This is a genomic window from Luteimonas terricola, assembly GCF_004352845.1.
Taxonomy (GTDB): domain Bacteria; phylum Pseudomonadota; class Gammaproteobacteria; order Xanthomonadales; family Xanthomonadaceae; genus Luteimonas; species Luteimonas terricola.
The window spans coordinates 26,235-47,769 of record NZ_SJRX01000003.1 but is presented as its reverse complement, the minus strand read 5'-3'; the positions used below and the strand labels follow the sequence as shown (position 1 = coordinate 47,769).

Genomic DNA, 21,535 nt, shown 5'->3' with positions numbered 1-21,535 from the left:
GGAGGCCGCGCCGTGGTAGACAAGGTCGCGTTCCCGCGCTTCGATCCAGGCATTCTTGCCGACGACGGCGACGAGTTCACGTTCTGCTCCACCTGTGCCTTTTCCCAGGCCTGCATGGCCCAGGGCATGGACAAGGCGTCGCTGGGCGAGCTGCACATGCTGGTCGAACACGTCGGGCCGCTGCACGCCGGCGACCACGTGTTCCGCGTCGGCGATCCCTTCGAGGCGATCGCCGCGGTGCGCGCGGGCACGGTCAAGACCTACGTCATCGATGCCAATGGCCGCGAGCACGTGCTCGGCTTCCACTTCCCGGGCGAGGTGATCGGCCTGGACGGCATCGACGGCGACACCTATCCCTGCAACGCGGTCGCGCTGGACACGGTGATGCTGTGCCGGTTCTCGTTCCCGAAGATCTCGGTGCTGGCCACGCGCCTGCCCGGCCTGCAACAGCACCTGTTCCGCCTGCTCAGCCGCAGCATCGGCCGCGCCGCCCTGCTGTCGGGCGACTGGACCGCGGACGAACGCATGGCCGCGTTCCTGATCGGGCTGTCGCGGCGACTGGCCGCGCGCGGCTTCTCGCCCGACCGCTTCCAGCTGACCATGGCGCGGACCGACATCGCCAACTACCTGCGTCTGGCGCCGGAGACGGTCAGCCGCGTGCTCAAGCGCTTCCAGCACGACGGCCTGGTGGCGGTGGACCGCCGCGAGCTGGAACTGCTCGACCGCACCCGGCTGGAAGCGCTCGCGGCTCCAGTGCTGCGCGGCTGAGCCTGACGGCGTAGAGCGGCAGGCCTGCCGACAGCTCCAGTTGGCTCCTGCTTGACCCAAGTCAGTTTCGTTTTCAGTCCCGATCGTCACGATGGCGACGCCAACGCCTGTCTCCGAGGAGAGATCGAGATCATGGATACCACCAAGCGGCTGTGGTGGGGGCTGTCCGCCCTGCTGATAGTCACCTTCGCAATCATGTTGTGGATGGGTCGCGAGATCCATCAGCAAGCACCACCGCTGCCGTCGCAAATCGTGACCACGAGCGGCGAAGTCGTCTACACCCGGACCGAACTGGAAACCGGCCGCCAAGTCTGGCAGAGCTTCGGCGGCCAGCAGATCGGTTCGATCTGGGGGCACGGCGCGCTGCTGGCGCCGGACTGGTCGGCCGAATGGCTGCACAAGGAGGCGTTGGCGATCCTGGAAATGCGGGCACAGGATCAGCTTGGCATGGCCTACGACCAGCTCGGCGCCGATGACCAGGCCAGGCTCCAGGCCCAGATCAGGCCGGAACTGCGCACCAACACCTACGATCCGGACACCGACACGCTCGTCATTTCCGACGAACGCGCCCGGGCCATCGACGTGGTCGCCGCGCATTACGACGGCGTCTTCTCCGACAACCCGGCCATGGCCGACCTGCGCGAGACCTATGCGCTGCGCGAGAACCCGATCCCGGACGCCGAGCATCGCCGTTTGATGTCGGGCTTCTTCTTCTGGGCGTCCTGGGCCACGGTGACCGAGCGCCCAGGCAGCGACATCACCTATACCCACAACTTCCCGCACGACCCGATCGTCGGCAATACGCCCACCACCACCAGCTTCATGTGGTCGATGTTCTCGATCCTGCTGATGATCGCGGGCATCGCCCTGCTGGTCTGGCACTACGCGGTCTGGCACGGCAAGGAAGAGCCGCTGACACCACCGAAGACCGACCCTTCGCTGGCCATCGCGGTCACCCCGTCGATGCGCGCGGTGGGCAAGTACTTCTGGCTGGTGATGGGCCTGTTCCTGGTGCAGATCCTGCTGGGTGCGACCACCGCCCACTACCAGGTCGAGGGCCAGGCCGCCTACGGTCTTCCGCTTGCCGATATCCTGCCCTACACGCTCACCCGCACCTGGCACACCCAGCTTGCGATCCTGTGGATCGCGACCGCCTGGCTGGCCACCGGCCTGTACCTGGCGCCGGCGATTTCCGGGCATGAACCGAAGTTCCAGCGTCTCGGGGTGAACTTCCTGTTCGTGAGCCTGATCCTCATCGTCGTCGGTTCATTCGCCGGCCAGTGGATGGCGGTGATGAACAAGCTCGGCCTGGCGCACAACTTCTGGTTCGGCCACCAGGGCTGGGAATACACCGACATCGGCCGCTTCTGGCAGATCTATCTGTTCATCGGCCTGATGCTGTGGCTGGTGCTGATGGGCCGCGCCCTGTGGCCGGCGCTCAGGCGCAAGGACGAGATGTCCTCGATCGCCGGACTGCTGTTCCTGTCGGTGATCGCGATCGGCCTGCTGTACGCGGCCGGCCTGATGTGGCGCGAGCACTCGCACATCTCGATCATCACCTACTGGCGCTTCTGGATCGTGCACCTGTGGGTGGAAGGCTTCTTCGAAGTGTTCGCGGTCGCGGTGATCAGCTTCATCTTCGTCAAGCTGGGGCTGGTGCGCGGCAGGTCGGCCACCATCGCGGTGCTGTTCGCAACCATCGTGTTCATGGCAGGCGGCGTGCTGGGCATGTTCCACCACCTGTACTTCGCCGGCACGACCACGGCGGTGATCGCAGTCGGGGCGAGTATCTCGGCGCTTGAGGTGGTGCCACTGGCGCTGATCGGCCTGGAAGCCTACGACACCTGGAAGAACGGCCGCGCCACGCCGTGGATGGCCCGCCACAAGTGGCCGATCATGTTCTTCCTGGCGGTCAGCTTCTGGAACCTGGTGGGCGCCGGCCTGCTCGGCTTCCTGATCAACACGCCGATCGCGCTGTACTTCATGCAGGGCACCAACCTGACCGCTGCCCACGGCCACACCGCGCTGTTCGGCGTGTACGGCATGCTCGGCATCGGCCTGATGCTGTACTGCCTGCGCGGGCTCAAGCCCCACGTGGTCTGGCGCGAGGGACTGATCCGCTCTTCCTTCTGGTGTTTCAACATCGGCCTGGGCCTGATGGCGGTGCTGACCCTGCTTCCGCTGGGGGTCCTGCAGCTCGAGGCCAACATGGAGCACGGCTACTGGTACGCCCGCTCGGCGGAGTTCATGGACCGCCCGATCGTCGAAGTGCTGGTCTGGCTGCGCACCCCGGGCGACGTCGTGTTCGCGGCGGGCGGGCTGCTGATCGCGGCGTTCGTGGCCTCGCTCTGGCTGCCACAGCGCCGCTCCGATGCGCTTGAAGGCGGTGAGGTGGGCAACGAAGCCTGAGCGGATTTCATCCGCAGGACCTGGGGGGGCGGACGCGAGTCCGCCCCTTTTTTTGGTTCTTCTCTCGGATTGGATGGAAGGTGCGGCGTTGATATGACGTGGGGCGCCGGGTGCCAAGGCCCTTGAGTGCTCATGTCCCCCGGCGCTGGCCTGCGGCCATCGCCTCCTCCTTGACTTCGCTCTCAAGGGCCTTGGCACCCGGTGCGCAGCAGTACGCGGTGGCCCGGGAGCAAAAAGCCGGGGATCGTGCGCACTCCAGCCGAAGCCGAGCCCCGTCGTGGCCGGGAGGCCTTCGCGGGGAAGTAAAGGAGGAGGCATCCGCCGCCAGGCGGATGCCGGGGGACATGAGCCGCGAAGGCCTCCCGGCCACGGCGGGGCCCTCCAGGTCACAGCGAGGCGTAACGAAAGAAGCAGACACCTCGTCGAAACCGCTTCCCCGGGGTTGGTACCGGTCACGCGGTCAGCCGAGCCGCGGCTGCAGTCAGGGACTGGCGACGATGTGATCGACCCGAAGCCGAAATCGCCGGTCCATACCCACCGCGCAGGGGCACGCTCCCTCCCGAAGCCCGTAACCACGGCCGTGGCTGGCGTCGGCGCCTAAGAATCGTCCCGCAAAAGCTCCCGCCACCCCGCATGCCCCAGATTCTCCAGCGTCGCGATATTGCGCTCGACGATGCTGTCGGGATCCGGGAACGCCTCGACCGCGCGGCTGACGCTGTCCTCGCGCAGCAGGTGCAGGGTCGGCCACGGCGAGCGGTTGGTGCTGTTGGCGATGTCGTCCGGGTGGCTGTCGGCGAACTGGTACTGCGGATGGAAGCTTGCGACCTGGAGCACGCCCTCGAGCTCGAGCTCCCCGACCAGGGCATCGGCGGATTCCAGGAAGTCGTTGTAGTCGAGGAAGTCGCCCAGCACCTGCGGATGCACGATCAGCGTGGTGTCGATGTCGGCGGCGGGCGTGTCGCGCAGGCGCAGCAACTCCTCGCCCAGCTGTTCCAGCAGCGCCGTCTCGTCGCGGGCCTCGCTCAGCACCATGCGCACCTGGCCCTTGGCGACCACGGCCTTGGCGAAGGGGCACAGGTTCAGGCCGATGACGGCGCGTTCCAGCCAGCGGCGGGTGTCGGCAAGCGGGTCCATCAGTCGCGGAAATTGTCGAACTGCAGCGGCAGCTCGAACTCCTTGCTCCGCAGCAGGGCCATCACCGCCTGCAGGTCGTCGCGCTTCTTGGCGGTGACGCGCAGCTTGTCGCCGTTGATCTGCGAATCGACCTTGAGCTTCGAGGCCTTGATCTCGGTGCCGATCTTCTTCGCCAGCTCGCGCTCGATGCCCTGCTTGACGGTGACCTTCTGCCGCGCGCCGGCGACGTTGCTCTCGACGTCGCCGAACTCCAGGCAGCGGGTGTCGATCTTCCGCGCCGCCAGGCGGGCGCGCAGGATGTCGGTCATCTGCTGCAGCTGGAAGTCGCTGGGCGCGCGCTGGGTGATCACGGCGTCCTCGTGCTCGAAGGCGGCGTCGACGCCCTTGAAATCGAAGCGCGTGGTCAGCTCGCGGTTGGCCTGGTCGACGGCATTGGTCAGCTCGTGGGTGTCGACTTCCGAGACGATGTCGAAGGACGGCATGGCGCGGTCACCATATGGAAAAAACGGGGCCTCAGGGTACCGCAACCCGTCCGCCACGGGCCTCGTGCATCATGGGCGTCCCGCCGCCCCCACGGCCGCCCCCGGAGCCCTTCGATGCACAAGACCGCCGCCTATGCCGCCACGTCAGCCACCGCGCCGCTGGCCCCCTGGAGCCTGGAGCGCCGCGACCCGCGCGCCGGTGAAGTGCTGATCGATATCCGCTACTGCGGCATCTGCCATTCCGACCTGCACACCGTGCGCGGCGAGTGGGGTCCGGTCGAGTATCCGCTGGTGCCGGGCCACGAGATCGTCGGCCACGTCGCCGCGGTTGGCGAGGGCGTGGATCGCTACAAGGTGGGCGACGCCGTGGGCGTGGGCTGCTTCGTCGACTCCTGCCGCAGCTGCGCACAGTGCGCGGCCGGCGAGGAGCAGTACTGCGAGAAGGGCATGGTTGGCACCTATGCCAGCGTCGACCCCTCCACCGGCGAAGCCACCCAGGGCGGCTACTCCACGCGCGTCACTGTCCACCAGGACTACGTGCTGCGCATCCCCGACGGCATGCCGCTGGACCGCGCGGCGCCGCTGCTCTGCGCCGGCATCACCACCTTCTCGCCGCTGCGCCAGTTCGGGCTCAAGGCCGGGAATGAACTCGGCGTGGTGGGGCTGGGCGGGCTGGGCCACATGGCGGTCAAGCTCGGCGTCGCGCTGGGGGCGCGCGTCACCGTGCTCAGCACCTCGGAGCGCAAGCGCGAGGACGCACTGAAGCTGGGCGCGCACGCCTTCGAGGTTGCGGGCAGCGACAAGACGGCTGCGCGGCGCCTGGCGAAGCGCTTCGACATGATCCTCGACACGGCCTCGGCCGCGCATGACTACAACCTCTACCTGGGCATGCTCAAGATCGACGGCACCATGGTGCTGCTGGGCATTCCGGAGCCGACGCCGGTGTCGGCGTCGTCGCTGGTGATGGGTCGCCGGCGCCTGGCCGGGTCGCTGATCGGCGGCATCCGCGAGACCCAGGAGATGCTGGACTTCTGCGCCGCCAACGGCGTGGCCAGCGACATCGAGCTGATCGATGCCGCCGGCATCAACGACGCCTACGAACGCATGCTGCGCGGCGACGTGCGCTACCGCTTCGTGATCGACGCCGCCACGTTCGGCGCCTGACGGCCGCATGGATCCGATCGCGCCGGGCGTCGCCGGCGACGGCACGGCGGACGCCGCGGCCGCCCGCGACCACAGCCGTGCGGTGCTTGCGATGCTGTTCGCGGTCGCCGTGCTGTGCGTGATGGATGCCTGCATGAAGCAGCTCGCCGGCCACTACCCGCCGATGCAGGTGGCCGCGCTGCGCGGCATGGTCGGGCTGCCGCTGGTGGTGGCCTGGGCGGCGGCGACCACGGGCCTGAAGCCGCTGTTCCGCGTGCATTGGCCGCTGCACCTGCTGCGCGGCGTGCTCGGCGTGCTGTTCCTGTCGTGCTTCGTCGCCGGCCTGCGCGAGCTGCCGATGTCGACGGCTTATGCCATCACCTTCGTCGGCCCGCTGCTGGTGACCGCGATGGCGGTGCCGCTGCTGCGCGAACACGTCGGCCCGCGGCGCTGGACCGCGATCGCGGTCGGCATCGTCGGCGTGCTGGTGGTGCTGCGGCCCGGTGGCGAAGGCGTGCTCACCAGCGCCGGGCTGCTGGTCCTGTTCGCCACCGTCTGCTATGCGGGCTCGGTGGTCACCGTGCGCATGCTGGCGCAGCGCGACAGCGCGCAGGCGCTGGTGTTCTGGTTCCTGGGCATGGTCGCCGTCGGCGCGGGGCTGCTGGCCTGGCCGGGGTGGGTGCCGCTGCGCGCAGCGGATGCCTGGCTGCTGGGCGGGATCGCGGTGTCGGGGACCCTGGGGCAGATCGCGCTCACGCATGCCTTCCGCCTGGGCGAGGCCTCGCTGATCGCGCCGCTGGAATACACCGCGCTGGTCTGGGTGGTGCTGCTCGACCTGGTGCTTTGGCAGGCCTTGCCCGACGGCATGACCTGGCTGGGCGCGGCGATCGTCGTGGTCAGCGGCCTGTATCTGATGCGCCGCGAACGCGTGGTGCGGACGCGGCCGGCGCCCGCTCCCGCGCAGGACACCTGAGTCGGTCCGCGGCATCGAAATATGACGGTGACCTGGAGGGCTCCGCCGCGGCCGGGAGGCCTTCGCGGCTCATGTCCCCCGGCATCCGCCTGGCGGCGGATGCCTCCTCCTTGACTTCCCCGCGAAGGCCTCCCGGCCACGACGGGGCTCGGCTTCGGCTGGAGTACGCACGATGCCCGGCTTTCGCTCCCGGGCCACCGCGTACTGCTGCGCACCGGGTGCCAAGGCCCTTGAGAGCGAAGTCAAGGAGGAGGCGATGGCCGCAGGCCAGCGCCGGGGGACATGAGCACTCAAGGGCCTTGGTACCCGGCGCCCGCGCTGTATCAAAAACGGGCCCCGAAGGGCCCGTCTCCTTGCGTGGTGTCGCGACCGGGTCGCGTCGCGATCAGAAGCGGGCGCCAACGCCGACGCCCAGAACGACCGGGTCGAGCTTGGCATCGCCGGCCTTCACGCCGTTGATCTTCACGTCGGAGTCCGCCTGGAAGTAGCGCGCGTCGGCGCGGGCGAACCAGGTCGGGGTGATGTTGACGTCCAGGCCAACCGTGGCCACCGCGCCCTTGGCGGTCTCGATGCCAACGCGGTCGCCGGCCGGCGTGGCGCTCTCGTTGTCGTAGTTGGTCTCGTGGTAGCCGAGGCCCACGAACGGACGCAGCGTGCTGTCCGGCGTACCGAAGCGGTACTGGCCGCTCAGCGAGTAGGGCTGGGCCTCGACGCTGCCGACCTTGCCGCCGCCGGCGTTGACGCGCTGGCCGTAGCTGTCCGCGGCCCAGGCTTCGACGCCCCAGTTGTCGGTGATGTGATAGGTCACGCCAAGGGTCGGCGTGCCTTCGCCGTCGAATTCGGTGCGCGTGCCGGCGATCTCGGGATTGCGGGTCGGCTCGACCATCGAATAGCCGGCGACCACGGACACGCGCTTGTCGGCGGCGCTGTCCTGGGCGAATGCCGACGGCGCGATGGCGATGGCCAGGGCCGCGGGAACCAGGATGCTGGCGATGGGGGAAATGCGGGACATGGGGGAGTCTCCTCGTTAAGAACCTGTAGGCCCCTGGGAGTGGGGCGTCGCCACCCTATCGACCTGCTCATGAATCGCGCTTGTCGCCGCCCATGGGTGAACGGGAACTTCTGCACGCGCGGTTCATCGGCTGCACGCCCCGCCGACGCCGGTGAACGGCTCGTGACCATGGTCATTGCGCCCAACGGCACGTCCGGCCGCACGGACGCGGCGCCCATACTGGTGGCCGCATCCACCATCGAGGGGACCGCCATGCGCAAGACCACGTGCACGCTGCTGCTTCCACTGCTGCTGTTCGCCGGCGGCGAGGCCGGGGCCCAGGTGCATGTCGACGACTGCAACGTCGACAGCGACTACGACTTCCACCTCACCGAGCGCAGCGTGGTGCTGCTCGACAAGCGCGGTTCCCCGCACACGGTGCTGATGCGCCAGGGACGGCTGTTCGTCGATGACCGGTGGGTGGAGGTGTCGGCGGCCGATGCCCGGCGCCTGGCCGACTACGAACGCCAGGCGCGCGCGGCGATGCCGCTGGCCGCGAACATCGCGCGCGAGGCCACGGCGATTGCCTTCGATGCCCTGGCGGAAGTGGCCGCGGGCTTCGGCAGCGATCCGGAGGCCAGCCGGCGCCGGCTCGCGGATGCGCGCCAAGTGCTCGACGCCGAGCTGGCGAAGGCCGTGGGTCCCACGCGCTTTGATCGCAGCAACCTGGGCAACGCCATCGGCGAGGCCGTGGCCAAGGTGGTGCCGTCCCTGGTCGGCGACATCGTTGGCGGCGCGCTGCGGGCGGCCTTCAGCGGCGATGCCGCGCGGCTGCAGCGCCTGGAGAACCTCGACGCGCAGATCGAGGCCCTGGTGGAGCCGCGCGCCCGCGCGCTCGAGGCCGATGCGCAGGCCCTGTGCCGCCGCATGGAGGCGCTGGACGCCATCGACGAGGCGCTCGACTACCGCCTGCCGGACGGCGGCAGGCTGGACCTGCTCGAGGTCAGCGCGGCGAAGGGCGGTCGCAAGCGCTAGTTTCCCCCACGGCTCCGCGGCGACGTCGTGGCGTCGCGGAGCCTCTTTCCGATCGAGGTTGGCGGGTGCATCCGACGGGGCCACAATAGCGGTCCGATCAGATCGCCCGTGGAGACCCCGATGGCCAGCCCCCAGGAAGCACGCGTACCGGACATCGGTGGCTTCGACGACGTTCCGGTGATCGAGGTCCTGGTGGCGGCCGGCGACGTCGTGGAGAAGGACCAGAGCCTGGTCACGCTGGAATCCGACAAGGCGACGATGGAGGTGCCGGCGCCGTTCGCGGGCACCGTGCGCGAGGTCAAGGTCAAGGTGGGCGACACGCTGTCGGAGGGCGGGGTGGTGGCGCTGATCGAACCGGCCGGTACGGATGCCGATGCCGGTGACGCCGATGGCGCCGCGACTGCCGCGGACAAGGCACCGGCCGGCAAGTCACCCGCCGAGGACAGGGCGCCGGGCGCGAAGGCGCAGCGCGCCCAGCCGGAGACGCCGGCCAGCGCCGAAGCCGCCGCCGAGACCGGCACCCAGGTCGAGCCCGTGGCGGTGCCCGAAGCCGCCGACAACATCGCCCAGGCCTCCATCGACCGCCAGGCCGTCGGGACTCCGGCCGACGCCGCCGCGCCGCCGCGCCGCTTCGACGCCGACGCGCTGCTGCCGGGCAAGGTGCCCTATGCCAGCCCCGCGGTGCGGCTGTTCGCGCGCGAACTTGGCGTCGACCTGTCGAAGGTCAAGGGCGGCGCGCGCGGCGGGCGCATCACCCGCGAGGACGTGCAGCAGTTCGTGAAGTCGTCGCTGGCCGGCGGCACCGCGGCAGGTGGTGGCGCGGTCGCCGCAGGCGGCGGGCTCAGCCTGCTGCCCTGGCCGAAGGTCGACTTCTCGAAGTTCGGCGAGGTCGAGGAGCAGCCGCTGTCGCGGATCAAGAAGATCGCCGGCGCGAACCTGTCCCGCAACTGGGCGATGATCCCGCACGTCACCCAGCACGACGATGCCGACGTCACCGATCTCGAAGCGCTGCGCGTCGCGCTGAACAAGGAGGGCGCGGCCGACAAGAGCGGAGCGGGCATCAAGCTCACCATGCTCGCCTTCATCATGAAGGCCGCGGTCTCCGCGCTGCAGAAGTATCCCGAATTCAATGCGTCGCTCGATGCCTCCGGCGAGACGCTGACGCTCAAGAAGTACTTCCACATCGGCTTCGCGGCCGACACCCCGAACGGACTGGTGGTGCCGGTGGTGCGCGACTGCGACCGCAAGGGCATCAACGCGATCGCGCAGGAAACCTCGGCGCTGGCGAAGAAGGCCCGCGACGGCAAGCTCGGGCCGGCGGAGATGTCCGGCGGCTGCTTCTCGATCAGTTCGCTGGGCGGCATCGGCGGCACCAGTTTCACGCCGATCGTCAACGCGCCGGAGGTCGCCATCCTGGGCGTGTCGAAGACGGCGATGAAGCCGGTCTGGAACGGCGCGGAGTTCAAGCCGCGGCTGATGCTGCCGCTGTCGCTGAGTTACGACCACCGGGTGATCGACGGTGCCGCGGCGGCGCGCTTCACCGCCTACCTTGCACAGCTGCTCGGCGACATGCGCCGGGCCATGCTCTGAGGGCGCTGACATGGCGAACACGATCGAAGTGAAGGTTCCCGACATCGGCGGCGGCGACGTGCCGGTGATCGAAGTGCTGGTGGCCGTGGGCGACACCGTCGCCGTCGACCAGGGGCTGGTGACGCTGGAGTCGGACAAGGCGACGATGGAAGTGCCCTCGTCGGCCGCCGGCGTGGTGCGCGAGATCAAGGTCAAGGTCGGCGATACGGTGACCGAAGGCGGCGTGGTGGTGGTGCTCGAGGCAGAGGGCGGCGCCGCGGCTCCCGGCGCCGCCGATGCCGGCCCCGGCAAGCCGCCGGTGGCGCGCTCGCACCGCGCACCTGCAGAACCCGAGGCCCCCGCACCCGCCGCGTCCAGCGGGCGCAAGGCCGACATCGAATGCGCGCTGGTGGTGCTGGGCGCGGGCCCCGGCGGCTACACGGCTGCCTTCCGCGCCGCCGACCTCGGCCTGGACGTGGTCCTGGTCGAGCGCTACGAGCAGCTCGGCGGCGTCTGCCTCAACGTCGGTTGCATCCCGTCCAAGGCCCTGCTGCATGCCGCCGGGGTGATCGAGGAGGCCGCGCACGCCGCCGACTACGGCATCAGCTTCGGCAAGCCGAAGATCGACATCGACGGCCTGCGCGGCCACAAGGATCGCGTGGTCGGCCAGTTCAACAAGGGCCTGGCCGGCATGGCGAAGCAGCGCAAGGTGCGCGTGGTGTCCGGCAGCGGCAGCTTCGCCTCGGCCAACGAGCTTGAAGTGACCGGCGCCGACGGCAAGACGCAGCTGCTGCGCTTCGCGCAGTGCATCATCGCCGCCGGCTCGCAGGCGCTGGAGCTGCCGGGCTTCCCCTGGGACGATCCGCGGGTGATGGACTCCACCGACGCGCTGGAGCTGGCCGAGGTGCCGAAGAAGCTCCTGGTCGTGGGCGGCGGCATCATCGGCCTGGAAATGGCTACCGTGTACCGCGCGCTGGGCAGCCAGATCACCGTGGTCGAGCTGGCCGACCAGCTGATGCCCGGCGCCGACAAGGACCTGGTCAAGCCGCTGGCCGACCGCCTGAAGAAGCAGGGCGTGGCCATCCACCTGAAGACCAAGGTGGTCGACGCCAAGGCGCAGAAGAACGGCATCAACTGCAGCTTCGAAGGCGACAGCATTCCCGATGGCAAGCTGTTCGATCGCGTGCTGGTGGCGGTGGGCCGGGTGCCCAACGGCGGCAGGCTCGGCGCGGAGAAGGCCGGCGTGCGCGTGGGCGAGCGTGGCTTCATCGATGTCGATGCGCAGATGCGCAGCAACGTGCCGCATATCTTCGCCATCGGCGACGTCGTCGGCCAGCCGATGCTCGCCCACAAGGCGACGCATGAAGGCAAGCTCGCGGCCGAGGTCGCCGCCGGCGAAAAGCGCGAATGGGTGGCGCGGGTAATCCCGTCGGTGGCCTATACCGATCCCGAGATCGCTTGGGTCGGCCTGACCGAAACCGAGGCCAAGGCCAAGGGCATCAAGCCCGGCGTGGCGAAGTTCCCGTGGGCGGCAAGCGCGCGTGCGGTCGGCATCGGCCGCGGCGAGGGCTTCACCAAGCTGCTGTTCGACGAAGGGACCAAGCGGGTCATCGGCGGCGCCATCGTCGGCCCGCACGCCGGCGAGCTGATCGCCGAGGTCGCGCTGGCGATCGAGATGGGCGCCGAGGCAGCCGACATCGGCCACACCATCCACCCGCATCCGACGCTGTCGGAGTCGGTGGCGATGGCCGCCGAGATCTTCGAAGGCACCATCACCGACCTCTACATGCCCAAGCGCAAGAAGTAGCGCCGGGCCGCCCCGGTTTCCGGGGCCTTGCCCCGACGACGTGCAGGCCAGGAACTGCGGCATGTCTTCATTGTGTGGGGCACGCGGTGCCCCGCGTCGCACCGCAGCGCGGTGGCCTATGCTGCCCGGCGTCGGCCCATGCAACAGGAGTCCCCACCATGGTGTTTCGCATCTCGCTGCTGCTGGTGGTGGTGCTTGCCGTCGGCGCGGGCCTCGCGCCGGCGCAGTTCGGGCAGGTGACCAGCGCCGCGCTCGCCGCCGTCATCAACCACGCCGGCTGGCTCTACCTGTTGATCGTGTTCCTCACGCTCGCGTTCCTCGTCTACCTGGCCTTCGGTCCCCTGGCACGACTGCGCATCGGCGGCACGGACGCCGAGCCGGAGTTCTCCGGCATCACCTGGCTTGCGATGCTGTTCGCGGCGGGCATGGGCATCGGGCTGGTGTTCTGGGGCGCCGCCGAGCCGGTCTCACACCTCATGTTTCCACCCGAGAACCTGCCGGCAGGGACGCCGCAGGCCGCGCGCGCGGCGATGCGCTACACCTTCTTCCACTGGGGCCTGCACCCATGGGCGATCTATGCGCTGATGGGGCTCGCCATTGCCTGGTTCCAGTACAACCGCAAGGGCCGCGGGCTGATCAGCGACCTCCTGCAGCCCCTGATCGGCGAGCGGCACCGCGGCTGGATCGGCCGCGTGGTCAACATCATCGCGGTGGTCGCGACCGCGATCGGAGTGGCCACCACGCTGGGCTTCGGCACGATGCAGATCAGCGCCGGCATCGGGCGCGTGTTCGGCCTGCCCACGGGCCTTGGCATGCAGCTGACGGTGATCGGGGTGTGCTTCGTGCTGTACATGGCGTCGAGTGCCAGCGGGGTGGACCGGGGCATCAAATGGCTGTCGTCCTTCAACCTCGCCCTTGCCGGGGCGCTGATGCTGGCCGTCGCGCTCCTGGGACCCACCGGCTTCATTTTCGAGACCTTCACCACTTCGCTGGGCGGCTATCTGGACCATCTTGTGGCGATGAGCCTGACGATGACCCCGTTCACGGGCCACAGCTGGGTCGCCGACTGGACGATCTTCTACTGGGCCTGGTGGATCTCGTGGTCGCCCTTCGTGGGCGCATTCATCGCCCGCGTGTCCTACGGCCGCAGCGTGCGCGAGTTCATCCTGGGCGTGGTGGCGGTGCCCAGCCTGCTCGGCTTCGCCTGGTTCTCGACCTTCGGCGGCGCTGCGCTGTGGGCACAGATGTTTGGCGGCCTGGACATGGCCGGTGCCCTGGCGGAGGGCTACGAGACCGTGCTTTTCAGCATGTACGCGAGCCTGCCGTTCGCTGACCTGCTGTCGGGACTGTCGGTCCTGCTGCTTGTGATCTTCTTCGTGACTTCGGCCGATTCGGGGATCCTCATCCTCGGCTCGATGTCGTCGGAGGTAGCGGGTGACCCGAGCCTGGCGCGCAAGTTCGCCTGGGGCATCGCCATCGCCCTGATCGCTTCGGCGATGCTTGTGGCCGGCGGCCTGGACGCCCTGCAGACGCTGGTCACCGTGGCGGCCTTGCCGTTCGCCCTGCTTCTGGTCGGGGTGATGATCGGCCTGCATCGGGTCCTGAGCGTCGAGGCCCTGCGCGAAAAGGCCGAGGAGCGCCGTTCCCGGCGCGCGATCGAGGACTGGATCGCCCGCGAGCAGGAGCAGCAGGAACGGCAGGGCCCGTGAAAGTCGAAGCCCCGGCGCAATGCCGGGGCTTCATGCAGGACCTGCACGGATCGACGAGGGGAGAACGGGCAGGCCAGGCACAAGGTGGGACAGCCCGGCCTCGAAAGGGTTCCCCCCGAACCACTGCGATTTTCTGAATGGGTCGGGCCGTCCGTGGGGGCAGCCCGCTCCTGTCCGCGGAGCGGGTTCGGGCCAGCATCCGGTGCCGGGGGAGCATCTCCTTCCGGCATTGGCCCCAGGTGAATATGACTGCTATAATTCCGGGGCTAGACAGGGCCAGTTTGCAGCGGCTCCCGCACCACAGCCACAGGACAGCATGTGTTGAATCCCCTTGCCGCAGGTTCGCGGCTGGTGCGGCGCACGATCGCCTGGCAGGTGATCGCGGTCGCTGCGCTGGCGCTTGCGCTATTTGCGAAGGGTTCCGCGTGGGCCGTGGCGGCAGTGGCGGGGGGCGCGGCCATCACCGCGGGCGGCGCGCTGTACGGCGTGCTTGCGCTGGGTGGGGGCATCGCACCGGCGGCCGGCGCGCTTTCGCGTCTGGTGCTGGGGCTGCTGGCGAAGTGGTTCGTGGTGATCGCAGTGCTGTTCGTCGCGATCGCCGTGGTGCGGCTGCCGGCCCTGGCGGTAATCGGGGGCGTGGTGGCCGCCTTGGTGGCACAGGTGCTGGCCATGGCCGGCGGACATCGAAACGGGAATCCTTGAAATGGCGGCTGCGGCGGAACTCACCCCCACCAGCTACATCCAGCACCACCTGCAGAACCTGACCGCGTCGGTCGGCGAGGGGTCTTTCATGACCCTCCACGTCGACACCCTGGTCAGCTCGCTGGCGATGGGGCTGCTGATCACCTTCCTGTTCTGGGCGGGCACGCGCCGCGCCACCGCGGGCGTGCCGGGCAAGTGGCAGGCCTTCGTCGAGATCATGCTCGAGTTCGTCGACCGCCAGGCGCGCGACACCTACCACGGGACCAGCAAGCTGGTGACGCCGATCGCGATCACCCTGTTCTTCTGGATCCTGTTGATGAACATGCTGAAGTTCATCCCGGCCGACTTCTTCGCCGTCCCGCTGTCCTGGATCGGCGTCGAGTACTGGAAGCCGGTGCCGACGGCGGACGTCAACGCCACCCTGGGCCTGTCGATCAGCGTGTTCTTCCTGATGCTGTTCTTCGGCCTGCGCGCGAAGGGCCTTGGCGGCTTCACCAAGGACTTCCTGACCACGCCATTCGGCAAGTGGATGCTGCCTGCCAACCTCATCCTCAACATCGTCGAATGGGTCAGCAAGCCGATCTCGCTGGCGATGCGACTGTTCGGCAACATGTTCGGCGGCGAGATCGTGTTCCTGCTGATCTGGGTGCTCGGCGGCGCCAGCATCGTCGGCCTGCTCGGCGGTGCCGTGTTCGGCCTCGGCTGGATGATCTTCCACATCCTGGTGGTCCCGCTGCAGGCCTTCATCTTCATGATGCTGTCGATCGTCTACCTGAGCCTGTCGGAAGACAGTCACTGAAGTTCCAGCTGCAACCCAACCCTTTCGTCCAACCCTCAAAAGCACCACGCCCGGAGATAACCATGGAAACCATCCTCACCACGCTTGCCCAGGTCCAGGCCTTCAGCGCCCTCGGTATCGGCATCATGGTCGGCCTCGCCGCCCTCGGCGCCGGTCTCGGCCTCGCCATCATGTCGGGCAAGTTCCTCGAGTCGGCCGCGCGCCAGCCCGAGCTGATCCCGGTGCTGCAGGTGCGCATGTTCATCACCGCCGGCCTGATCGACGCCGCGTTCATCATCACGGTCGCCGTCGGCCTGCTGTTCGCGTTCGCCAGCCCGTTCATCGGTCCGTGGACCGACGCCCTGGCGCAGCTGGCCGGCTGATCGCCTCGCCGCGCACGGCGTGGGCGGCCCCGGCCGCCCGCGCCACGCAGTAAGGCCGGCATGCGCCCCCGCATGCCCCGACCACCACGACAGGCACTGCCATGAACATCAATCTCACCCTGATCGCCCAGGCACTCTCGTTTGCCGCGCTGATCTGGCTGATCGCCACCTTCGTCTGGCCGCCGCTGCTCAAGGCCATCGAAGAGCGCCAGCAGAAGATCGCCGAGGGCCTCGCCGCCGCCGACAACAGCCAGCGCGCGCTTGCGCAGGCCCAGGACACGGCGAACGAGGAGCTCAAGGCTGCGCGCACCAAGGCCAACGAGATCATCGACCAGGCGCACCAGCGCGCCAACCAGATCGTCGACGCCGCGCGCGTGGAAGCGCAGACCGAGGCCATCCGGCAGAAGGCCATGTTCGACGCCGAGATCGAGGCGTCGGCCAACCGTGCCCGCGAGGACCTGCGTCGCCAGGTGTCCGCGCTTGCCGTCACCGGCGCGGAGAAGCTGTTGAAGCGTGAGATCGACGCCAGCGCCCACAAGGCGCTGCTCGACGAACTCGCCGCGGAGATCTGAGCCCGATGAGCCAGGAGATCACCCTCGCCCGTCCCTACGCCCGCGCCGCCTTCGGCATCGCGCGCGACCGCGGCGATTTCGCGGGCTGGTCGCAGGCGCTGGCGTTCTCCGCCCGCGTCGCGGCCGACCCGCGGGTCGCGCCGCTGCTGGGCCATCCGTCGCTCACCGACGCCGACGCCGTCGAATTGCTGGCGCCGGAGTCCGCGGCGGTCGAGCAGCGTGATTTCCTTGCGCTGCTCGCCACCAACGGGCGCCTGGCCCAGCTGCCCGAGATCGCCGGCCTGTACGAGGACCTGCGTGCGGACGCCGAGAACATCGTGCGCGCCACGGTGACTTCGGCGGCCGAGCTGTCGGAGTCCGAGATGGCCGGCATCCGCGCGGCGCTCGAGCGTCGCTTCGGCAGCAGGGTCGAGGTCGAAACCGCGGTCGACGCCGCACTCATCGGCGGCGCGGTGATCAGCGCCGGCGACGTCGTCATCGACGGCTCGCTGCGCGGCAAGCTCGCGCGCCTGCAGTCGGCACTGAGCCAGTAAGCAAGGACGTCGCGGCCCGGCACCCGCCGGCGGCGACGCCACCACAAGATCCACTTACCGCGCACCAGCCGCTGGCGCGCACCGAGGAACCGGAAATGGCAAGCACCCAGCTCAACCCCTCTGAAATCAGCGAACTGATCAAGAGCCGCATCGAGAAGGTCAAGCTGGCCGCCGAGGCGCGCAACGAGGGCACGGTGACGTCCGTGTCCGACGGCATCGTGCGCATCTACGGCCTGGCCGACGTGATGCAGGGCGAAATGATCGAGCTGCCGAACGACACCTTCGCGCTGGCCCTGAACCTCGAGCGCGACTCGGTCGGCGCCGTGGTCCTGGGCGACTACGAGCACCTGCGCGAGGGCGACGTGGCCAAGACCACCGGCCGCATCCTCGAGGTGCCGGTGGGTCCCGAACTGCTGGGTCGCGTGGTCAATGCGCTCGGCGAGCCGATCGACGGCAAGGGCCCGATCACCGCTTCGCTGAGCGCGCCGGTGGAGCGCGTGGCGCCCGGCGTGATCTGGCGCAAGTCGGTCGACCAGCCGGTGCAGACCGGCTACAAGTCGGTCGACGCCATGATCCCGATCGGCCGCGGCCAGCGCGAGCTGGTCATCGGTGACCGCCAGACCGGCAAGACCGCGCTGGCCATCGACGCGGTGATCAACCAGAAGGACACCGGCATCAAGTGCGTGTACGTCGCCATCGGCCAGAAGGCCTCGACGGTGGCCAACATCGTGCGCAAGCTGGAAGAGAACGGCGCCATGGCGCACACGATCGTGGTGGCGGCCACGGCGTCCGAGTCGGCGGCGATGCAGTACATCAGCCCCTACTCCGGCTGCACCATGGGCGAGTACTTCATGGATCGCGGCCAGGACGCGCTGATCGTCTATGACGACCTGTCCAAGCAGGCCGTGGCCTACCGCCAGATCTCGCTGCTGCTGCGCCGCCCGCCGGGCCGCGAAGCCTACCCGGGCGACGTCTTCTACCTGCACTCCCGCCTGCTTGAGCGCGCCGCGCGCGTGTCCGAGGACTACGTCGAGAAGTTCACCGACGGCGAAGTGAAAGGCAAGACCGGCAGCTTGACCGCGCTGCCGATCATCGAGACCCAGGCCGGCGACGTGTCCGCGTTCGTGCCGACCAACGTGATCTCGATCACCGACGGCCAGATCTTCCTCGAGACCGATCTGTTCAACGCCGGCATCCGCCCGGCCGTGAACGCCGGCATCTCGGTGTCGCGCGTCGGTGGTGCGGCCCAGACCAAGATCATCAAGAAGCTCTCGGGCGGCATCCGTATCGCCCTGGCGCAGTACCGCGAGCTGGCAGCGTTCGCGCAGTTCGCCTCCGACCTCGACGACGCCACCCGCAAGCAGCTCGAGCGCGGCCAGCGCGTCACCGAGCTGATGAAGCAGAAGCAGTACCAGCCGATGTCGATCGCCCACCAGGCGCTGTCGATCTATGCCGTGAACGAGGGCTACATCGACGACGTGGCGGTCGCCAAGATCGGTGCGTTCGAGGAAGGCCTGCACGCGCACTTCGACAACACCGCCGGCGAGCTGGTGACCCAGGTCAACGGCAGCGGTGCCTGGAACGACGAGATCGAAGCGGCGTTCCGCAAGGGCATCGAGGACTTCAAGGCGACCGGGTCCTGGTGAGCTGATCCGGGGCGAAGGCCCCGGTTCCAGGATCCCAGAACCCCATAGCGAGCAGAGCGAGCGAAGACATGGCCGGCGGCAGAGAAATCAAAACCAAGATCAAGAGCGTGCAGAACACCCGCAAGGTGACGCGCGCGCTCGAAATGGTCTCGGCCTCGAAGATCCGCAAGGCGCAGGAGCGGATGAAGGCCTCGCGCCCGTACGCGCGTGCGATGAAGCAGATGATCGGCCACCTGGCGCAGGCGAACACCGACTTCCGGCACCCGTTCCTGGTGGAGCGGCCCGAGGTCAAGCGCGTCGGTTACATCATCGTCTCGTCCGACCGCGGCCTCGCCGGCGGGCTGAACAACAACCTGTTCCGCAAGCTGCTGGGCGAGATCCGCCAGTGGCACGAGAAGGGCGTCGAGGTCGACGTGGTCACCATCGGCCAGAAGGCGACGGTGTTCTTCCGCCGCCTGAAGGTGGACATGCTGGCCAGCGTCACCCACCTGGGCGACAACCCGGAGGTCGAGCAGCTGATCGGCATCGTCAAGGTGATGATCGACGGCTATATCGAAGGCCGCCAGGACCGCGTGTTCGTGGTCTACAACGACTTCGTCAACACGATGACCCAGCGCGCCGCGTTCGACCAGCTGCTGCCGCTGCCGCCGTCGGACGAGCAACTGGTGACCCACGACTGGGACTACCTCTACGAGCCCGATGCGCAGACCGTGCTCGAGCACGTGCTGACCCGCTACATCGAATCGCTGGTGTACCAGGCGGTGATGGAGAACATCGCCTCCGAGCACGCCGCGCGCATGGTCGCGATGAAGGCCGCGAGCGACAACGCGAACAAGCTGATCGACACGCTCAACCTGGTCTACAACAAGGCCCGGCAGGCGGCGATCACGCAGGAAATTTCCGAGATCGTGGGCGGCGCGGCCGCGGTCTGATCCAAACAGCATGTGGGAGGGGCGCAGTGCCCGGTCCCGACGAGTCGCGGCCATGGCCGCTCCCGCAATCAGATAAAGACATCAAGTTTCAGAGGACCAGGCAATGAGCAACCAGGGCAAGATCGTCCAGATCATCGGCGCCGTCGTCGACGTGGAATTCCCGCGCAGCGAAGTGCCGAAGGTGTACGACGCACTGAAGGTCGAAGGCACCGAGATCACCCTCGAAGTGCAGCAGCAGCTCGGCGACGGCATCGTGCGCACGATCGCGCTCGGCTCGACCGACGGCCTGAAGCGCAACCTCGTGGCCACCAATACCGGCAACGGCATCGTGGTGCCGGTCGGCGCCGGCACGCTGGGCCGCATCATGGACGTGCTCGGCCGCCCGATCGACGAGGCCGGCCCGATCGACGCCTCGGCGCACTGGGAGATCCACCGCGCCGCGCCGTCCTACGAGGACCAGTCCTCGTCCACCGAGCTGCTGGAAACCGGCATCAAGGTCATCGACCTGATGTGCCCGTTCGCCAAGGGCGGCAAGGTCGGCCTGTTCGGCGGCGCCGGCGTGGGCAAGACCGTCAACATGATGGAACTCATCAACAACATCGCCAAGGCGCATGAAGGCCTGTCGGTGTTCGCCGGCGTGGGCGAGCGTACCCGCGAGGGCAACGACTTCTACCACGAGATGAAGGACTCCAACGTCCTCGACAAGGTGGCGATGGTCTACGGCCAGATGAACGAGCCGCCGGGCAACCGCCTGCGCGTGGCACTGACCGGCCTGACCATGGCCGAGTACTTCCGCGACGAGAAGGACGAGAGCGGCAAGGGCAAGGACGTGCTGCTGTTCGTCGACAACATCTACCGCTACACGCTCGCCGGCACCGAAGTGTCGGCGCTGCTCGGCCGCATGCCGTCGGCGGTGGGCTACCAGCCCACGCTCGCCGAGGAAATGGGCGTGCTGCAGGAGCGCATCACCTCGACCAAGAGTGGTTCGATCACCTCGATCCAGGCCGTGTACGTGCCCGCGGACGACCTGACCGACCCCTCGCCGGCGACCACCTTCGCCCACCTCGACGCCACCGTCGTGCTGTCGCGCCAGATCGCTTCGCTGGGCATCTACCCGGCGGTCGACCCGCTGGACTCGACCAGCCGCCAGCTCGATCCGAACGTGATCGGCAGCGAGCACTACGACACCGCGCGCAAGGTCCAGGCGACGCTGCAGAAGTACAAGGAGCTCAAGGACATCATCGCGATCCTGGGCATGGACGAGCTGTCGGAAGAGGACAAGCAGGCCGTGTCGCGCGCGCGCAAGATCGAGCGCTTCTTCTCGCAGCCCTTCCACGTGGCCGAAGTCTTCACCGGTTCGCCGGGCAAGTACGTGCCGCTGAAGGAAACCATCCGCGGCTTCAAGGGCATCGTGGACGGCGAGTACGACCACCTGCCGGAGCAGGCGTTCTACATGGTCGGCAGCATCGACGAGGCGGTCGAGAAGGCCGCGAAGATGGCCGAAAAGGCCTGAGGCAGGTAGGCAATCATGACCACCATCCGTTGCGACATCGTCAGCGCCGAGGCCGAGATCTTCCGCGGCGAGGCCACCATGGTGGTCGTCACCGGTGAAGTCGGCGAACTCGGCATCGCGCCGCGCCACGCACCGCTGATCACCCGGCTCAAGCCCGGCAAGGTCGTGGTCACCCAGGCCAACGGCGAGAAGCTGGACTTCGCCATCAGCGGCGGCATCCTCGAGGTGCAGCCGCAGGTGGTGACGATCCTGGCCGACACCGCGATCCGTGCCGACGAGATCGACGAGGCCGCGGTGCGCAAGGCCAAGGAAGAGGCCGAGCGCGTGCTCGCCGGCCGCGGCGAGGCGATGGACATCGCCGAAGCGCAGCAGAAGATGGCCGAAGTCGCGGCGCAGCTGCAGGCGCTCGAGCGCCTCCGCAAGAACCTCAAGCACTAAGTCCCGGCAGCGCCCCGA

The 21,535-nt window shown here is 68.4% G+C and carries 20 protein-coding genes; 17 read left to right on the top strand and 3 right to left on the bottom strand.

Annotated features, from left to right (window positions below):
* Positions 1-12 precede the first annotated feature (12 nt).
* Positions 13-768, top strand: a complete 756-nt coding sequence (locus E2169_RS07730) for a helix-turn-helix domain-containing protein (RefSeq protein ID WP_229659127.1) — start codon at positions 13-15, stop codon at positions 766-768.
* Between the two features lie 132 nt (positions 769-900).
* Positions 901-3,177: a nitric-oxide reductase large subunit gene (locus tag E2169_RS07725; protein WP_132986061.1), complete on the top strand. Its 2,277-nt coding sequence runs from the start codon at positions 901-903 to the stop codon at positions 3,175-3,177.
* Positions 3,178-3,774: 597 nt separating this feature from the next.
* Here the strand turns inward: E2169_RS07725 and E2169_RS07720 are convergent.
* Positions 3,775-4,311, bottom strand: a complete 537-nt coding sequence (locus tag E2169_RS07720) for a DUF1415 domain-containing protein (protein ID WP_132986060.1) — start codon at positions 4,309-4,311, stop codon at positions 3,775-3,777.
* On the bottom strand, positions 4,311-4,793 hold the full coding sequence (locus tag E2169_RS07715; protein ID WP_132986059.1) for a YajQ family cyclic di-GMP-binding protein: 483 nt from the start codon (positions 4,791-4,793) through the stop codon (positions 4,311-4,313). The genes E2169_RS07720 and E2169_RS07715 overlap by 1 nt, the downstream gene beginning before the upstream one ends.
* Before the next feature lie 114 nt (positions 4,794-4,907).
* Between E2169_RS07715 and E2169_RS07710 the strand changes: the two genes are divergently transcribed.
* Positions 4,908-5,957: an NAD(P)-dependent alcohol dehydrogenase gene (locus E2169_RS07710; protein WP_132986058.1), complete on the top strand. Its 1,050-nt coding sequence runs from the start codon at positions 4,908-4,910 to the stop codon at positions 5,955-5,957.
* Positions 5,958-6,048: 91 nt separating this feature from the next.
* Positions 6,049-6,909 (top strand): DMT family transporter, encoded by an 861-nt coding sequence (locus E2169_RS07705; RefSeq protein WP_132986379.1) that lies wholly within the window; start codon positions 6,049-6,051, stop codon positions 6,907-6,909.
* Between the two features lie 385 nt (positions 6,910-7,294).
* Here E2169_RS07705 and E2169_RS07700 read toward each other — a convergent pair whose 3' ends face one another.
* Positions 7,295-7,921 carry an OmpW/AlkL family protein gene (locus E2169_RS07700; protein WP_370465131.1) on the bottom strand — a complete coding sequence of 209 codons (627 nt, stop codon included), beginning with the start codon at positions 7,919-7,921 and terminating at the stop codon, positions 7,295-7,297.
* A 168-nt stretch (positions 7,922-8,089) separates the two neighbouring features.
* On the opposite strand from E2169_RS07700, the gene E2169_RS07695 reads away from it, so the two are divergent.
* The 13 genes from E2169_RS07695 to E2169_RS07635 all read left to right on the top strand — a co-directional run bounded on the left by E2169_RS07695 (position 8,090) and on the right by E2169_RS07635 (position 21,517).
* The gene (locus tag E2169_RS07695; RefSeq protein WP_229659215.1) at positions 8,090-8,935 is read left to right on the top strand and encodes a DUF2884 family protein; all 846 of its coding nucleotides are present in this window, start codon (positions 8,090-8,092) and stop codon (positions 8,933-8,935) included.
* Between the two features lie 120 nt (positions 8,936-9,055).
* The gene (locus E2169_RS07690; RefSeq protein WP_132986057.1) at positions 9,056-10,525 is read left to right on the top strand and encodes a dihydrolipoyllysine-residue acetyltransferase; all 1,470 of its coding nucleotides are present in this window, start codon (positions 9,056-9,058) and stop codon (positions 10,523-10,525) included.
* A 10-nt stretch (positions 10,526-10,535) separates the two neighbouring features.
* Positions 10,536-12,311, top strand: a complete 1,776-nt coding sequence (lpdA, locus tag E2169_RS07685) for a dihydrolipoyl dehydrogenase (protein ID WP_132986056.1) — start codon at positions 10,536-10,538, stop codon at positions 12,309-12,311.
* A 158-nt stretch (positions 12,312-12,469) separates the two neighbouring features.
* Positions 12,470-14,020, top strand: a complete 1,551-nt coding sequence (locus E2169_RS07680; RefSeq protein WP_132986055.1) for a BCCT family transporter — start codon at positions 12,470-12,472, stop codon at positions 14,018-14,020.
* Positions 14,021-14,341: 321 nt separating this feature from the next.
* Positions 14,342-14,722 (top strand): hypothetical protein, encoded by a 381-nt coding sequence (locus tag E2169_RS07675; protein WP_132986054.1) that lies wholly within the window; start codon positions 14,342-14,344, stop codon positions 14,720-14,722.
* A 1-nt stretch (position 14,723) separates the two neighbouring features.
* A complete protein-coding gene (atpB, locus tag E2169_RS07670; protein WP_132986053.1) occupies positions 14,724-15,521 on the top strand; it encodes a F0F1 ATP synthase subunit A in 798 nt (265 codons plus the stop codon).
* Between the two features lie 62 nt (positions 15,522-15,583).
* On the top strand, positions 15,584-15,883 hold the full coding sequence (atpE, locus tag E2169_RS07665; protein WP_132986052.1) for a F0F1 ATP synthase subunit C: 300 nt from the start codon (positions 15,584-15,586) through the stop codon (positions 15,881-15,883).
* A 101-nt stretch (positions 15,884-15,984) separates the two neighbouring features.
* A complete protein-coding gene (locus E2169_RS07660; RefSeq protein WP_132986051.1) occupies positions 15,985-16,455 on the top strand; it encodes a F0F1 ATP synthase subunit B in 471 nt (156 codons plus the stop codon).
* A 5-nt stretch (positions 16,456-16,460) separates the two neighbouring features.
* A complete protein-coding gene (locus tag E2169_RS07655) occupies positions 16,461-16,988 on the top strand; it encodes a F0F1 ATP synthase subunit delta (protein WP_132986050.1) in 528 nt (175 codons plus the stop codon).
* 95 nt (positions 16,989-17,083) lie between these two features.
* Entirely contained in the window at positions 17,084-18,634 is a 1,551-nt protein-coding gene (gene atpA / locus E2169_RS07650) for a F0F1 ATP synthase subunit alpha (RefSeq protein ID WP_132986049.1), read from the top strand.
* A 68-nt stretch (positions 18,635-18,702) separates the two neighbouring features.
* On the top strand, positions 18,703-19,566 hold the full coding sequence (atpG, locus tag E2169_RS07645; protein WP_132986048.1) for a F0F1 ATP synthase subunit gamma: 864 nt from the start codon (positions 18,703-18,705) through the stop codon (positions 19,564-19,566).
* 103 nt (positions 19,567-19,669) lie between these two features.
* On the top strand, positions 19,670-21,079 hold the full coding sequence (gene atpD / locus E2169_RS07640) for a F0F1 ATP synthase subunit beta (protein WP_132986047.1): 1,410 nt from the start codon (positions 19,670-19,672) through the stop codon (positions 21,077-21,079).
* Positions 21,080-21,094: 15 nt separating this feature from the next.
* A complete protein-coding gene (locus E2169_RS07635) occupies positions 21,095-21,517 on the top strand; it encodes a F0F1 ATP synthase subunit epsilon (RefSeq protein WP_132986046.1) in 423 nt (140 codons plus the stop codon).
* Positions 21,518-21,535: the final 18 nt, after the last annotated feature.